The 14,127-nt window shown below is 71.2% G+C and carries 11 protein-coding genes; 7 read left to right on the forward strand and 4 right to left on the reverse strand.

The window, feature by feature from the left end:
• Positions 1-184 precede the first annotated feature (184 nt).
• Entirely contained in the window at positions 185-625 is a 441-nt protein-coding gene (locus tag ACH4D5_RS25895) for a Fur family transcriptional regulator (RefSeq protein ID WP_398306873.1), read from the forward strand.
• On the opposite strand, the gene ACH4D5_RS25900 is transcribed toward ACH4D5_RS25895, so the two are convergent.
• The 3 genes from ACH4D5_RS25900 to ACH4D5_RS25910 form a co-directional block, all read right to left on the reverse strand.
• Positions 609-1,466 (reverse strand): hypothetical protein, encoded by an 858-nt coding sequence (locus ACH4D5_RS25900; RefSeq protein WP_398306875.1) that lies wholly within the window; start codon positions 1,464-1,466, stop codon positions 609-611. The two genes, ACH4D5_RS25895 and ACH4D5_RS25900, sit on opposite strands and share 17 nt — an antisense overlap.
• Positions 1,463-6,700, reverse strand: a complete 5,238-nt coding sequence (locus ACH4D5_RS25905; protein WP_398306877.1) for a caspase family protein — start codon at positions 6,698-6,700, stop codon at positions 1,463-1,465. Before ACH4D5_RS25905 ends, ACH4D5_RS25900 begins: the two co-directional genes overlap by 4 nt.
• Before the next feature lie 105 nt (positions 6,701-6,805).
• Positions 6,806-7,228 carry a secondary thiamine-phosphate synthase enzyme YjbQ gene (locus tag ACH4D5_RS25910; RefSeq protein ID WP_398306879.1) on the reverse strand — a complete coding sequence of 141 codons (423 nt, stop codon included), beginning with the start codon at positions 7,226-7,228 and terminating at the stop codon, positions 6,806-6,808.
• Between the two features lie 102 nt (positions 7,229-7,330).
• Here ACH4D5_RS25910 and ACH4D5_RS25915 point away from each other — a divergent pair, with 102 nt between their 5' ends.
• From ACH4D5_RS25915 to ACH4D5_RS25940, 6 genes are all read left to right on the forward strand, one after another.
• A complete protein-coding gene (locus ACH4D5_RS25915) occupies positions 7,331-7,414 on the forward strand; it encodes a putative leader peptide (RefSeq protein WP_355809829.1) in 84 nt (27 codons plus the stop codon).
• Between the two features lie 191 nt (positions 7,415-7,605).
• Positions 7,606-8,490, forward strand: a complete 885-nt coding sequence (locus tag ACH4D5_RS25920; RefSeq protein WP_398306881.1) for an ABC transporter permease — start codon at positions 7,606-7,608, stop codon at positions 8,488-8,490.
• A complete protein-coding gene (locus ACH4D5_RS25925; RefSeq protein ID WP_398306883.1) occupies positions 8,463-9,218 on the forward strand; it encodes an ABC transporter ATP-binding protein in 756 nt (251 codons plus the stop codon). The genes ACH4D5_RS25920 and ACH4D5_RS25925 overlap by 28 nt, the downstream gene beginning before the upstream one ends.
• Before the next feature lie 55 nt (positions 9,219-9,273).
• On the forward strand, positions 9,274-10,320 hold the full coding sequence (locus ACH4D5_RS25930; RefSeq protein WP_398306885.1) for an ABC transporter substrate-binding protein: 1,047 nt from the start codon (positions 9,274-9,276) through the stop codon (positions 10,318-10,320).
• 2 nt (positions 10,321-10,322) lie between these two features.
• Complete coding sequence (locus ACH4D5_RS25935) at positions 10,323-11,531, forward strand: LLM class flavin-dependent oxidoreductase (RefSeq protein ID WP_398306887.1); 1,209 nt, start codon at positions 10,323-10,325, stop codon at positions 11,529-11,531.
• Between the two features lie 153 nt (positions 11,532-11,684).
• Positions 11,685-12,743 (forward strand): NAD(P)-binding domain-containing protein, encoded by a 1,059-nt coding sequence (locus ACH4D5_RS25940; protein WP_398307098.1) that lies wholly within the window; start codon positions 11,685-11,687, stop codon positions 12,741-12,743.
• A 49-nt stretch (positions 12,744-12,792) separates the two neighbouring features.
• Here ACH4D5_RS25940 and ACH4D5_RS25945 read toward each other — a convergent pair whose 3' ends face one another.
• Complete coding sequence (locus tag ACH4D5_RS25945) at positions 12,793-14,124, reverse strand: S8 family peptidase (protein WP_398307100.1); 1,332 nt, start codon at positions 14,122-14,124, stop codon at positions 12,793-12,795.
• Positions 14,125-14,127 lie beyond the last annotated feature (3 nt).

The following is a 14,127-nucleotide window of genomic DNA, read 5'->3' on the forward strand; positions in this document are numbered from 1 at the left end:
CTTGGCTGTCAGCCGGATCCGATCCTACGATGGACGAAATCCAAGTCAATACGACGGACAGGCGCACGGGGACTCATTAATCGGACCGAGCGCGCACGGGCGCGGACCGGCACGGGAACGGACAGGCACGGGAACGGACAGGCACGAACCAGGCACGGACTATGCACAGTGAGGGCTGGTGGTCATGAGTGACCTGCTCCAACGGCTTCGGGGGCGCGGCTGGCGGATGACCGCCCAGCGTCGAGTGATCGCCGAGGTGCTCGACGGCGACCATGTCCACCTGACCGCCGACGAGGTACTGGCCAGAGCGACCGGCCGCCTGCCGGAGATCTCCCGCGCCACCGTGTACAACACCCTCGGCGAACTCGTCTCGCTCGGCGAGGTGATCGAGGTCGCCACGGACGGCCGCGCCAAGCGCTACGACCCGAACGCCCACCGCCCCCACCAGCACCTGGTGTGCTCGGCCTGCGGCACCATCCGGGACGTCCACCCCCTCGGCGACCCACTGGCCGACCTGCCGCCCTCGGAGCGCTACGGCTTCACCGTCGCGACGGTCGAGGTGACCTATCGAGGGCTGTGCCGGGAGTGCCGGCCACCGGACCGCCCGGTCATGGATCCGGCGTGAGGGTCTCGGCGATCCGGCGCCCCGTCTCGCGGGCCGTGAGATACCTGGTGACGTCATGAGCCCTGGCACCGTTGTGGATCGAGACGTCCTCGATCCCGTCTCCGAACCTGTCGGCGAGTCTCTTCACGACGGGCACCACGTCGCCCCGGTCGGCCACATTGATCCATCTCTTCACCGGCTCCGGCCAGTGGCCGCGGCCGTCCACGGGCCTCGGCGTGAGCCTGTCGAAGGTCAGATTGCGTATGCCCAGCGGAGATCCCAGGGTGACGAACGACAGTTCCTGCCACTCCGGGTGGGCGCACAGGGCTTCGTAGGCGACCACCGAGCCGAGCGAATGGGCGACTATCACCTCGGTCCGTGCTGTCACGCCGCGCTCCATGCGACGCTGGACCGCCGACCGGACCTCGGCGTCGGTGAAGTACACGCGCACCTGCCGCGCGCTCCAGATGAGGAACCGCTCGCTGAGCCCGGCGAAGAACGCGGAGTGGCTGAGCGCGTCCAGCGCCCGCTGCACGAGGTATGGGGTCCGCAGCCGGGCCGGGGCGTCCGGACCGGGAACGCGTGGGTCGATCTCGGCGGCGTATGTCCACCACTGGATCAGCAGATCGCGTTCCATATCGTCCGAGACGTCCGAAGCGTCTAATTCCGGGATACCGAGTCCTCGGTGCCCCGCGGGACGGAAAAGATCTCCGTAGAAGGCCATCGACACGTCTTCGCGCGGAAGTCGGACGTCCGAAGCCAGGGCCATGCCGTCAGCCAGCGCCGGATACCAGTCGGCGAGCAGCGTTTCCTCGCCTTTGTACTGCTGGCCGATTCCGTGCACGAGAACGACCCGGCTCATGACGCGTCCCCCTGCCCGGCAGACTTCTCGGAATGGATCCGGAGCGTGACCACTCCCATGAAGGTGGCGACACACACGCGGCCGGCGCTGTCGAGCGAGACACCCCGGATGGCACTGCCGATGTTGAGTTCGGTGTTCCAGCCGGGTGAGCCCGGCGTCCAGACCCGCATCAAGCCGTGCCGGTCCGCGGCCACCATGGTGGGGGTTCCCGCCACCTCCGCGACGCGGATCGCGTGGATCGCGGACGGGAAGGGCTCCAAGTCCACGTCCGCGGCGCTTCGGTCGTCCAGGTTCCAGAGCCGCAGTACGCCGTTTCCGGCGCCCGTGACGATCACGTCCCGGTCGATGCGAGCCAGTTCCAGGCCGAACGCACCCATCGCGTGATCGCCGAGAGGTTCTCCGACAGGGACTCCCGTGTCCAGGTCCCAGACGCGCACGGTTCCGTCCAGCGAGGCGCTCGCCACCAGGTCCCGTCCGCCCACGCTCGCGGCACGCACGGTCATGACCTCCGCGGTGTGTCCGGTCATCGGAGGGCACACGGGCGAGTGCGTATACAAGTCCCAGGCGTGGAGCACGTAGTCGTCGGCCACCGAGATCACCATCGCGCGGTCGCCCGCCAGGTGCGTGCACGCTCTCCACGTCACCCCGGAGCGCTTACCCAACCGGCGCCGTGGCTCCAGGCTCCACACTTCGGCTTCTCTGAAGGTACTGCGTACGACGATGCTGTCACGCCCCAACGAGGCGGCCGTCACTCCGTTCACCGACATCGCGGCCGACGGCAGATGTGCCGCGATCTGACGGCCGTCGTTCAGATCGTGCGTGCGCACCACGCCGTCCGTGCTGCCGGTGACCACGACGTCCCTGCCGTCCTGGGTGCTGAGGATGTCGGCGGACACCAGACTCGGCTCGGCCCCGCTCAACGGCTCCCCGATGGGCCACATCGTGGTGAGGTCCCAGACACGCACCTCACGAGCGGTGACCACGACCGCGACGGGAGTGCCGTCGATCTGCCCGAGGGCCGGCGCCTCGCGTTCGGCGGTCGCCCCCATGCGTGTGTAGCTCTCCATGGGGGGTCCCAAGGGCTCCGCGGACTCCATGTCCCATACGCGCGTCGTGTCGTCGAAGGCCATCGAAGCGACAAGGGAGCGCCGTCCGACGCGCGCGAGGGCACCGACCATCACGTACTCCGTGTGGCCGGTCATCGGCCCGGCCAGCGCCGCATGGTTCTGCACGTCGTGCACGTACAGGTTGTTGCCTTCCAGCACGGTCAGCACGACAGGACGGCTGTCGTGGAAGGCGACTCCCACCGTACGGGCCGCCGGGCTGAGGTCCTCGACGTCGAAATGAGCCTTCAGGCCGGCCCGGCCGGGTTCGGAGGTACCTGCCACCTGCCAGACGTACGCATGATCGAGTTGGGTGGCGAGGACGATCTCCATGCCGCTGCCGACCATCCGCACCGCGAGGTGACGGATCCCCCCGATGTGGCCCTCGAGAGGATGGCCGACGGCGGTCCCGCCCAGGAGGGACCAGATGCGGACCGTGCCGTCCTCGCCGCCGCTCACCACGACCGGTGTGCCGCCCAACTCCCCGAAGGCCAGACACCGCACCGCGTTGGTGTGCCCGCCGAGAGGCGCTGCCAGGGTCTTCCCCGCGAACGGGTCCCACAGCCGGACCGTGGTGTCGGACCCTGCCGTGGCCACCACGGTTCTCCCCCGCACCTGGCCGAGCGCCACCGCGAGCACCGGCCCTGAGTGCCCTTCCATGGGGCCACACACTTGTGCTCGTGTGCGCGGGTCCCACAGCCGCGCCGTGCCGTCCTCCCCACCGGTCAGGACGAGGGCACGGCCGTGCACCGTGGCGAAGGCACTCGAGCAGACCGGCCTGGCGTGCCCCTCGACCGGTTGGTCGGCTGTCAGGTCCCAGATGCGGGCCGTGCGATCCTGACCGACGGTGACCGCGAGAGAGGTGTCCGCACGGCCGGTGAACGCCGCCGCGGTGATGTCCTCCACGTGGCCGCGGAGCGGGTGTCCCAGTTGTTGCAGGGTTCGCAGATCCCACAACCGTGCTTCGCGACGGCCACTGGTCAGCGCGACGGGGCGGCCGTCGAACTCGCCGACCACAGCGGAGGCGACTCCGCTGCGGACGTAGTAGACGTGCGCGATCACCGGTTCACCGATCTGGCGGCGGGATTCCACGTCCCAGCGGCTGAGCATGCCCGAGCGGTCGCCGACCAGGGCCACCGTCCGGTCGTCCAGCCGAGCCAGGCACACGGCGGTGACCGCCTGCGAGGGGCCGATGAGCGGGCTGCCGTCCAGCCGGGCGTCACCGCCGTGGAGCACCTCGCTCAGGTCCCAGACGTGCACCGCTTTGTCGTCGCCACCCGTGATCGCGACGGGACGTCCTTTCAACTCGCCCAGGTCGGCGTCCCACACGGTGCGTCGATGGGCACTCAGGGCAGCACCCAACTGCCTCCGGGTCACGAAGTCCCACACTCGGGCCGTGCCGTCGGCGCTGGCTGTGAGCACCACCGGGTGGCCGTCGATGGCACCCACCACGATGCTCTGGACCTGGTTGGTGTGCCCGGTGAGCGGCGCGCCGTACTCCTGGCCCGCCGACAGGTCCCAGACACGGACGGTGCCGTCCTGGCCGCCTGTGAGCGCCACCGTGTAATCCCCGAGGTCCCCCATGGCGATGGCGCTCACCGCGATGCCCACGCGCAGCGGGTCACCGATCTGCCGCTGCGAGGTCAGGTCCCAGACACGGGCGGTGCCGTCCTGGCCGCCGGTCACCGCGATCGGGCGACCGTCGAGGCCTCCGACAGCCACGCAGCGCACGGACTTCGTGTGGCCGCTCAGCAGCCTGTGCACACCGCTCGTCGACCACCACGCCCACCGGGCGGACCAGGGCAGGTCGACACCGAGTTCCTCGATCCGGTCGGCCACGCGGTCGGCCTCGCACCGGCGAGCGGAGAGCTGGAGGTCGGCCGCGCGCTCACCGATGGGCCGGTCGGCCGTCAGCCGGTGTGCCACCTGCTCGTACGCACCTCGAATGCGGCGGGAACGGTCGCCCTCGATGGACGCGAAGGCCCGCAACAAGGAGAGCGGTTCACCGGCCAGGAGGAACCCCGGATCCTCGATGAGGTCACCGAGCTGCCCGGCTGCGGCGGCGTGGGTGGACAGGTGCTGGCGGACGTACGGTATGGCCGCGAACCACTCCAGGCGCCCGTCCGGCGATGTGGGGACCAAGGAGCGCAGGGCCTGGACGACCGAGCGCTGGATGTCCTCGGGAGGCCGGTCCGCGGTCGCGCGCAGATGCTCGGCGAGGGCTTTGTGGTAGAGCCGGTAGACGGACCGCTGATCGTCGTCGATGACCTCGGCGACATACGCCTCGGCCACGTCGAGGACCCACGCGACGTCCTCCTCCGTGCAGGGCCGTCCCGAGATCACCGAGCTGAGGGCCGTCCAGACCCGTCCCCGGGGCAGCCCCTTGCCCTCGGAGAAGGCCAGGGCGAGCAGCATCCGCCGCACCCGCGGCTCATCGGGGCCGAACCGTGCCAGGTAGTCGTCGAAGGCTTCCCCGACCTCGCTGGGCAGCGCATCGGCCCAGCCGGGGCTGTCCACGTTCACCGCGACCCGGTCCGAGCGCAGTGTGCGGGCGGTGGTCCTCGCGTAGAGGTACACGCCGGCGGCCTTCCTGGCGACACCGCGGGCAACCGTTGCGGCCAGCTCGGGCAGCCCCCGATAGGGCGTTCCCACGTTCTCCTCTTCGGTGGCGAGGAGCACTCTGGTCACGTATTCGGCGACGTCGTCCTCACTGGCCCGGTACTCGGCGCGGTCCAGATCCATCACGGTGAAGGTCGGGCCGAGGGGCGCGACCAGTTCCTGCCGGGTGCCCACGAGCAACCGCACCCCGGCGATCTCGGACATGGGCCTGAGCAGTTCACGGGTGATGCGGCGGGGCTCTCCGTGACCGCCGGCGTCTGCGGCGGTATCCGATCCCGCTTCGTCCACGGCGTCCACCACGATGACCGAGGTGTGGCCGAGCCGGCCGCGCCGGGTCAGTTCCTGGAGCAGAGCCGCAGCGCCGTCCGCCGCAGTCCCCAGCGCCGTGGCGACCCGCTCGACGACCTCTTCGAGCCGCTTGTGCCGGGCATGCACCGCCACCGTGACGCAGCCTTCCGGCACCACTGTTCCCGACGTGAGGCTCGGCAGATCGAACCGTGTTCGATAGCGCGCGTCGGACAGCGCGACGAGCCGCCCGAGCACCGCCGACTTGCCACATCCGGGGCTGCCGGTGACCACGCGGCCCCGACCGTCCCCGCCCGCTGTCGTCAGCCATGTCACCAGTTCCGAGAGCACACGGTCCCTGCCGCTGAAGTACAGGCCCTGCTCCGACTCGAACTCGACTCCGCGGGAACGTGGCCCGAAGTGCTCGGTCAAGTCCCTCTGTGCGGCGCGGCGTTGCACCTCCAGGTCGGTGCCGAGCGGCGGGAGCCCTTTCTGGTAGCCCCTGTTGGGGAGAAAGGGAGCGAGCCCGGTGACCAGTCCGCTGGCCAATTCGGCGCGCTGGCCCCGGCCCTCCCTCTCGAAGCGCTCGTTGACCGCCTTGACCAGCTCGGTGAGATCGAGGAACTGCTGACGCTGACCGGTACGTTCGGTCGTCGTGTGCACCGCCTCGGCGAGCGCCGCCACGAAAGCGCCGTCCTCCGCTATGTCCTTCCGCCGCGCGGAGGCGAGGAACCACAGGCCGGCCGACGCGCGCATGCCCGTGTTGCGGTAGGCGATGGACTGGAGGGCGACGGCCGACGCCTCAGCACTGCCGGCGCCGCCCGCGCAGGTGTCCAGGACGAGCAGCAGATGGCGCAGCTCTCCGCGGCACAGGATCCGCAGCAGATCCTCGGTGGCCAGCGCGGTCGTCGCCAGGTCCTCTTCCTGCGAGTCCCAGCAGAGCAGGTAGTGCCGGTCGCGGTCCTCCACCACGCCGTGCCCGGCGAAGTAGACGACCACTATGTCCTCGTCCGTCAAGCCGGCGTCCGCGGACCAGTGCCGCAGTTTCTGCCGGATCTGTTCGGCCCCCTCGTACTCCCCCAGACCGGGAAGCACCGCCTGGTATCCGAAGGACTTGAACAGCTCGGCGACGGCGCGCACGTCGCCGGACACGGACTGGAGCTGCGCGTCCTCGGGGAGGTGGCGGTACCGACTGCTTCCGAACGCAACAAGATACCGCCGCCCCACCGTCAACCACCCTGCTGTCCGGCCCGTTTGCTCCTAGTGGGACACCATCTTCCTCTTGAAGACCTACGTCCGTGAAGCACTTTGGGGACCGACACGGAGGCGCCGTCAACCGAGGAACGACAGCCGCACCTTCCGCTCCGGATTGTCGACGTTCGTGTCGACCAGGCACACCGACTGCCAGGTGCCCAGCTCCAGGCTGCCGTTGACGACCGGCAGGGTCGCGTGCGGGGGGACCAGGGCGGGCAGGACGTGGTCGCGGCCGTGGCCCGGGCTGCCGTGGCGGTGCTGCCAGCGGTCGTCGGCGGGCAGCAGGGTGTGCAGCGCGGCGAGCAGGTCGTCGTCGCTGCCCGCGCCCGTCTCCAGGACGGCGATGCCCGCCGTGGCGTGCGGGACGAAGATGTTGAGGAGGCCGTCGCGGCCGCCTGCCGCCTCGCGCAGGAAGGCCTCGCAGTCGGTGGTGAGGTCGACGACCACCTCGCTCGAACCGGTGGTGACCTGCAGGACTCGGGTGGTGAATGCATCGGACATACGCCCATCTTCCCCCACGCCGTCTCCCATTCACTGATACCGGGAGTCCGCCTTTCGAGACGCCATTGACCGTGCGTGCACGATCTGGCTACGTTCTGCGGCATGTTGCGTTCAGCCCTGCTCACCACGCGCGGTCACATCGACCTGCTGCGGGTGGCCTCCTCCGCGTGTCGCCGCGGCTGCTGACGCCCTTTCACCCGCTTTCGCGTTTCCTTCCGCCGGTTCTTCCGGGCGGTAGATGCCTCGTGTCGTCCGCGCATGTCCGCATGCGCGGTCTGATCGGCACGCCGGGCCCCGGGCCGAGCCCCCTGCGCACCGGCCGCCCGTAACCCCTCCTTCTCCCCCAGCCCCTGTCCCTCTCCTCCCCTGGAGCGCTCGTGCGCGTCAGTCATGCCCCTCCGCACGCCCCATCAGCACCCGATATATCCCCTAAATCGGTTTTCCCTCCCACCTCAGGACCTGAGCTCGTAGCCCTCGTCCCCGCCTCCAGCCACCGCACCCGCGTCCCCCGCTGGGTGCGCCGCACCTCCGGCCCGCTCGCGCTGCTCGCGCTCTGGCAGGTCCTCAGCGCCACCGGCGTGCTGACCGGCGACGTGCTCGCCTCGCCCGGTACCGTCGCCCGGGTCGCCGGTGACCTCATCGGGGACGGGTCGCTGCCCAACGCCATGGGTGTCTCGCTGCAGCGCGTCGCGCTCGGGCTGCTCTTCGGCACCGTCGTCGGCACGGCCCTCGCCCTCATCTCCGGGCTCTTCCGCATCGGCGAGGACCTCGTGGACGCCAGCGTGCAGATGCTCCGCACCGTGCCGTTCGTCGGGCTCATCCCGCTGTTCATCATCTGGTTCGGCATCGGCGAGGCGCCGAAGATCGCCATCATCACGCTCGGTGTCTCGTTCCCGCTCTATCTGAACGTGTACGCCGGCATCCGGGGCGTCGACGCCCAGTTGATCGAGGCCGGGGAGTCGCTCGGCCTGTCGCGGTGGGGACTCGTGCGGCACGTCATCCTGCCGGGGGCGCTGCCCGGGGCCATGACGGGACTGCGCTACTCGCTGGGCGTCTCCTGGCTCGCCCTCGTCTTCGCCGAGCAGGTCAACGCCGACGCCGGGATCGGCTTCCTCATGGTCCAGGCCCGCGACTTCCTGCGCACCGACGTGATCGTCGTGTGCCTGGTCGTCTACGCCTTCCTCGGCCTGACCGCCGACTTCGTCGTCCGAACCCTCGAAAGGCTGCTGCTGCAATGGCGACCGACGTTCACCGGCCGGTGACCACCACCGCGGCCCCGTCCGCCGTGCGCGTCGACGGACTCACCCGCACCTTCGACGGGCGTGCCGTCATCGACGACCTGCACCTCGACGTGCGGCAGGGCGAGTTCGTGGCGCTGCTGGGCCGGAGCGGCTGCGGGAAGTCGACGCTGCTGCGCATCCTCGCCGGGCTCGACCGCGACATCGAGGGCACCGTGCTCGTGCCGCGCCGCAAGGCCGTCGCGTTCCAGGCGCCGCGGCTGATGCCGTGGAAGCGGGTGTGGCGCAACGTGCTGCTCGGACTGCCGGGCCGACCCGACCGGGGTGTCGCTGAGCGGGCGCTGGCCGAGGTGGGTCTGAAGCACCGCACCACGGCCTGGCCCAAGACGCTCTCCGGTGGGGAGGCCCAGCGCGCCTCGCTGGCGCGGGCCCTGGTGCGCGAGCCCGATCTGCTGCTGCTCGACGAGCCGTTCGGCGCGCTCGACGCGCTCACCCGCCTCAAGGCGCAGCGGCTCGTCGACGAGCTGTGGCAGCGGCGCGGCTGCGCGGTGCTGCTCGTCACCCACGACGTGGAGGAGGCGGTGCTCCTCGCCGACCGGGTGCTCGTCATGGACGGCGGTGTCATCGCGTACGAGAAGGAGATCGGCCTGGAGCGACCGCGCGGCATCTCCGACCCCCGCTTCGGCGAGCTCCGCGCGGAGCTGCTCCAGCGGCTCGGCGTCGAGGCGCCCGCCGAAGCCCCCGCCGCCTGAACAGACCTCCGAGCCCACACCCTCGTCCCCACATATCGAAGTGAACGGAACCGTCATGCGACGACCACGCCCAGCCCCCGCCGTCCTCCTGCTCCCCCTGGCCCTGCTGCTCGCCGCCTGCTCCGGCACCTCGTCCGCCGGCACATCGATCGGCGGCGCGGGTGGCGGCACCGACGGCAAGGGGTCGTTGACCTTGAACGTCGGTGACCAGAAAGGCGGCTCGGAAGCCGTGCTGCGCGCGGCCGGGGAGCTCGACGACCTCGACTACAAGATCCGCTGGTCCACCTTCACGTCCGGCCCACCCCTGCTGGAGGCCATCAACGCCAAGGCCGTCGACATCGGCGGCATCGGCAACACCCCACCGGTCTTCGCGGCGGGCGCGGGCTCGAAGATCTCCGTGGTGGCCGCGAGCCACGGCACGGCGGCCGGGGACACGATCCTCGTGCCCAACGGCTCGCCGTTGAAGAAGACCCGGGAGCTGAAGGGCAAGTCGGTTGCCGTGGCGCAGGGTTCGTCGGCGCATTACCAGCTGATCGCGTCGTTGCGGAAGGCCGGGCTCGACTTCAAGGACGTCGACGTCAAGTATCTGCAGCCCGCCGACGCGCTCGCCGCGTTCACCAGCGGGAAGGTGGACGCCTGGGCTGTCTGGGATCCGTACACCTCGCAGGTCCTGCGCGGCAAGAAGGGTCGCGTCCTGACCGACGGCGACGGGGTGGTGAACGGCCTCGCCTTCCAGGCCGCGGCGCCCGGCGCGCTCAGGGACAAGAAGAAGAGCGCGGCGATCTCCGACTACCTGAAGCGGCTCCGCAGGGCGCAGGACTGGGTCCACAAACACCCGGAGGCCTGGGCGAAGGTCTGGGCGAAGGACACCGGCCTGCCCTACGAGGTCGCGCTCGACGCGGTCAAGCGCACCAACGGCACCCGCGTCACGGTGGCCGTCGACAAGAACGTGGTCAGGTCCGAGCAGAAGATCGCGGACACCTTCGCCGAGCTGAAGCTGATCCCGCGCCGCATCGACTTCGGCGACTACGTCGACACCCGCTTCAACGGCGATCTGCCGCCCTCCACCAGCAAGCCGCGCACGTACCGCAAGGAGTCCTGACCATGACCGTCCACCTGCACTGGTTCCTGCCGACGGGCGGCGACGGCCGCACCCTCGTCGACCGGCACGCCTACACCGACGGCGGCATCACGCGCTCCCGCGTCACCCCGGTGAGCGGCGTCCGCGCGCCCGACATCGAGTACCTGGCCCAGATCGCCAAGGCCGCCGAGCAGTTGGGCTTCGAGGCGGTGCTCACCCCGACCGGCACGTGGTGCGAGGACGCCTGGCTGACGACGGTCGCGCTCGCCCAGCACACCGAGCGCCTCAAGTTCCTCGTCGCCTTCCGCCCGGGCGTCCTCTCCCCCGTGCTCGCGGCGCAGATGGCGGCGACGTATCAACGCATCACTCGTGGCCGGCTGCTGCTCAACGTGGTGACGGGCGGCGATTCGACCGAGCAGCGGCGGTTCGGCGACCACTTGGACCACGACCGCCGCTACGCCCGGACCGATGAGTTCCTCTCGGTCGTACGAGGGGTGTGGAGCGGCAAGCCGTACGACTTCGACGGCGAGCACTTCCAGGTCGAGGGCGGCCTGACCGCGCTGCCGCCGGACCCGCTGCCGGAGATCTTCTTCGGCGGGTCGTCGGCGGCCGCCGGGCCGGTTGCCGCGCGCCACACGGATGTGTACCTGACGTGGGGCGAGCCGCCCGAGCAGGTCAAGCAGAAGATCGACTGGATTCGCGGGCTCGCCGAGCAGGAGGGCCGCACGGTCCGCTTCGGCATCCGGCTGCACACCATCTCCCGTGACTCGGCCACGGAGGCCTGGGCGACCGCGAACCGACTGCTCGACGATCTGGATCCGGACACCGTCGCCGCCGCTCAGGAGGCCCTCGGCCGCAGTGAGTCGGTGGGCCAGCAGCGCATGCTCGCGCTGCACGGCGGCTCCCGGGACAAGCTGGAGATCGCGCCGAACCTGTGGGCCGGTGTCGGCCTGGTGCGGGGCGGCGCGGGCACGGCCCTGGTCGGCAGTCACGCCGACGTCGCCGACCGGATCGAGGAGTACCACGCGCTCGGCGTCGAGCACTTCGTGCTGTCCGGCTATCCGCACCTGGAGGAGGCGTACTGGTTCGGGGAGGGCGTCATCCCCGACCTCGCCGCGCGCGGGCTGCTGCCCCGGATCCCGGCCTCACCGCTCGGGGGCGTGCCCGCGGCGAACGGCCGCCCCGCCTCCGCGCCCGGCGGCGCCCCGCTCCTGGTGGCCGGAGGGCGCTGAGAAATCCGAACCGGTGGGAAGATCCCGGACCCCGACGAAGTTAGTAGAAATGTGAACGACATCGGGGTACGAGACGCGACCGCCCCAGCGGCGGTACGGGAAGCGGCAGCGCCGGCGGCAGTACGGGAAGCTGCGCAGGACGCCGCTCATGAGGTGGACGTCGTCGTCATCGGCGCCGGGCAGGCGGGTCTGTCCAGCGCCTACCACCTGCGGCGGGTCGGCTTCGCGCCGGGCCGGGACTTCGTGGTCCTCGACCACGCTCCCCGGCCCGGGGGCGCCTGGCAGTTCCGGTGGCCTTCCTTGACGTACGGGAAGGTGCACGGCATGCACGCGCTCCCCGGCATGGAGCTGGCGGGCGCGGACCCCGCGCGCCCGTCGTCGGAGGTCATCGGTGAGTACTTCGAAGAGTACGAGCGCCGCTTCGACCTGGGGGTTCGGCGCCCCGTCGACGTGCGCCGGGTCCGCGAGGTCGACGGCGGCAGGCTGCTCGTCGAGACATCGGCGGGCACCTGGTCGACGCGGGCGCTGATCAGCGCGACGGGCACCTGGGACCGGCCGTTCTGGCCGCGCTACCCGGGCCAGGGCACCTTCCGCGGGCGACAGCTGCACACGGCGATCTACCCCGGACCCGAGGCGTTCGAGGGACAACGGGTGATCGTCGTGGGCGGTGGCGCGTCCGGCACGCAGCACCTCATGGAGATCGCCCCGTACGCGGCCGCGACGACCTGGGTCACCCGGAGTGAGCCGGTGTTCCGCGAGGGGCCGTTCGACGAGAACTGGGGGCGTGCGGCCGTCGCCATGGTCGAGGAGCGCGTGCGCAAGGGCCTGCCGCCGCGGAGCGTGGTGTCGGTGACGGGGCTGCCGGTGAACGACGCGATCCGGCGGGCGCGGGCCGACGGCGTCCTCGACCGGCTGCCGATGTTCGACCGGATCACGCCGACCGGCGTCGAGTGGGACGACGGCCGCCGTGTCGACGCCGACGTGATCCTCTGGGCGACGGGCTTCCGCCCGGCGGTCGATCACTTGGCGCCGCTGCGGCTGCGCGAGCCGGGCGGCGGCATCCGGCTGGAGGGCACCCGGGCCGCCGCCGACCCGCGTGTCCACCTCGTGGGGTACGGGCCTTCGGCGAGCACGATCGGCGCCAACCGCGCGGGCCGTGCGGCGGTGCGCGACATCCGGCGGCTGCTGGCGGGCGCGCCCGTCGCGGTGTGACGGGACCTCGCTCGCCGCACAGCCCCTAGGGCAGGTACAGGGTGTACCTCTAGGGCAGGTACAGGGTGTAGAGGAGTCTGTCGGGTGTGACGGGTGGGGTGCCCTGGAGCGCACCCGTGGTCGCGTTGTCGACGAGGCCTCGCTTGACCTGCGCCGGCGTGTCCGTGGGCCGGAAACCGAGGTGCAGCGCGGCGGCGCCGGCCGCGTGCCCGCTGGCCATCGACGTGCCGTTGAGCGTGGCGGTGGCGGTGTCGCTGTCCTTCCACGCCGAGGGAATCTGCACGCCCGGCGCGAACAGGGACACGCAGTTGCCGTGGTTGGAGGAGGAAGCCCGGCCGTCGCCCCGGTCACTGGCGCCGACACTGATCGTCTCGGCCACCCGTGAGGGCGAGGTGTTGCAGGCGCCGCCCGCCTGTCCGGAGCTGCCCGCCGCGACGGTGTAGGTGACCCCGGAGCGGATGGAGCGCCGCACCGCGCTGTCGAGAACGTCGCTGGCCGCTCCGCCGAGGCTCATGTTCGCGACCGCGGGCCTGGTGCCCTTCGCCGTCACCCAGTCGACACCCGCGACGACGCCCGAGGTGGTGCCCGAGCCCTGGCAGTTGAGGACCCGCACCGCGACCAGGCGGGCCTGCTTCGCCACGCCGTACGTCGCGCCCGCGGCGATGCCTCCCACGTGGGTGCCGTGGCCGTTGCAGTCGTCGCCGTTCCGGCCGTCGCCCACGGTGTCGGTGCCGACCGAAGCCCGGCCGCCGAACTCCGTGTGCGTGGTCCGCAGTCCGGTGTCGATGACGTACACGCTCACACCGGGAGCGGTGGTGCGGTAGGTGTACGTGGTGGACAGGGGCAGGCGCCGCTGGTCGATGCGGTCCAGTCCCCAGGGCGCGTCGGGCTGGGTCTGTTCGCGGGTGGATACCCCGTCGGCCTCGGCCCGGGGCGGGGCGGCCCGTGGGGTGTCGACGCGGACCCGGGTGTCCTGGCGGACGTACGCGACGCGGGGGTCGGCGGCCAGCTCGGCGGCCTGTGCGCGGCTCATCCGGGCGGAGAAGCCGTGCAGCGCCGCCCGGTAGACGTGCCCGAGCCGCGCCCCTTCGGCCCGGCCGACGAGCTCGCGCGCCACGACGGGCACGGCGGAGGAGCCGACAGCGGCGCTGCTGCTCCCCGGACCGGGTTCCTTCAGCACGACGATCCAGCCGTTCGGCACCGGGGTCTCCAAGCCGCTCGCCAGCCGCAGCTTCCTGTCGGGGGCGGTGGAGCCGACGGAGTCGCCGGGGGTCACGTGCGTGGCGGTGGCGGCGGCAGTGGCGGGAGTGGCGCCGAGCAGTCCAGTGGCGGTCAGCGCGGCGGACAGCAGCACCGCTGCCTGCCGCCGACGGGAGGGCATTCT

It is taken from the genome of Streptomyces sp. NPDC018029 (assembly GCF_044327655.1).
GTDB lineage: Bacteria > Actinomycetota > Actinomycetes > Streptomycetales > Streptomycetaceae > Streptomyces.

Excerpts from the sequence above, each read along its gene's own strand:
- ACH4D5_RS25895 (WP_398306873.1), top strand. The coding sequence starts at position 185 with ATGAGTGACCTGCTCCAACGGCTTCGGGGGCGCGGCTGGCGGATGACC.
- ACH4D5_RS25900 (WP_398306875.1), bottom strand. The coding sequence starts at position 1,466 with ATGAGCCGGGTCGTTCTCGTGCACGGAATCGGCCAGCAGTACAAAGGC.
- ACH4D5_RS25910 (WP_398306879.1), bottom strand. The coding sequence starts at position 7,228 with ATGTCCGATGCATTCACCACCCGAGTCCTGCAGGTCACCACCGGTTCG.
- ACH4D5_RS25915 (WP_355809829.1), top strand. The coding sequence starts at position 7,331 with ATGTTGCGTTCAGCCCTGCTCACCACGCGCGGTCACATCGACCTGCTG.
- ACH4D5_RS25925 (WP_398306883.1), top strand. The coding sequence starts at position 8,463 with ATGGCGACCGACGTTCACCGGCCGGTGACCACCACCGCGGCCCCGTCC.
- ACH4D5_RS25930 (WP_398306885.1), top strand. The coding sequence starts at position 9,274 with ATGCGACGACCACGCCCAGCCCCCGCCGTCCTCCTGCTCCCCCTGGCC.
- ACH4D5_RS25935 (WP_398306887.1), top strand. The coding sequence starts at position 10,323 with ATGACCGTCCACCTGCACTGGTTCCTGCCGACGGGCGGCGACGGCCGC.
- ACH4D5_RS25945 (WP_398307100.1), bottom strand. The coding sequence starts at position 14,124 with ATGCCCTCCCGTCGGCGGCAGGCAGCGGTGCTGCTGTCCGCCGCGCTG.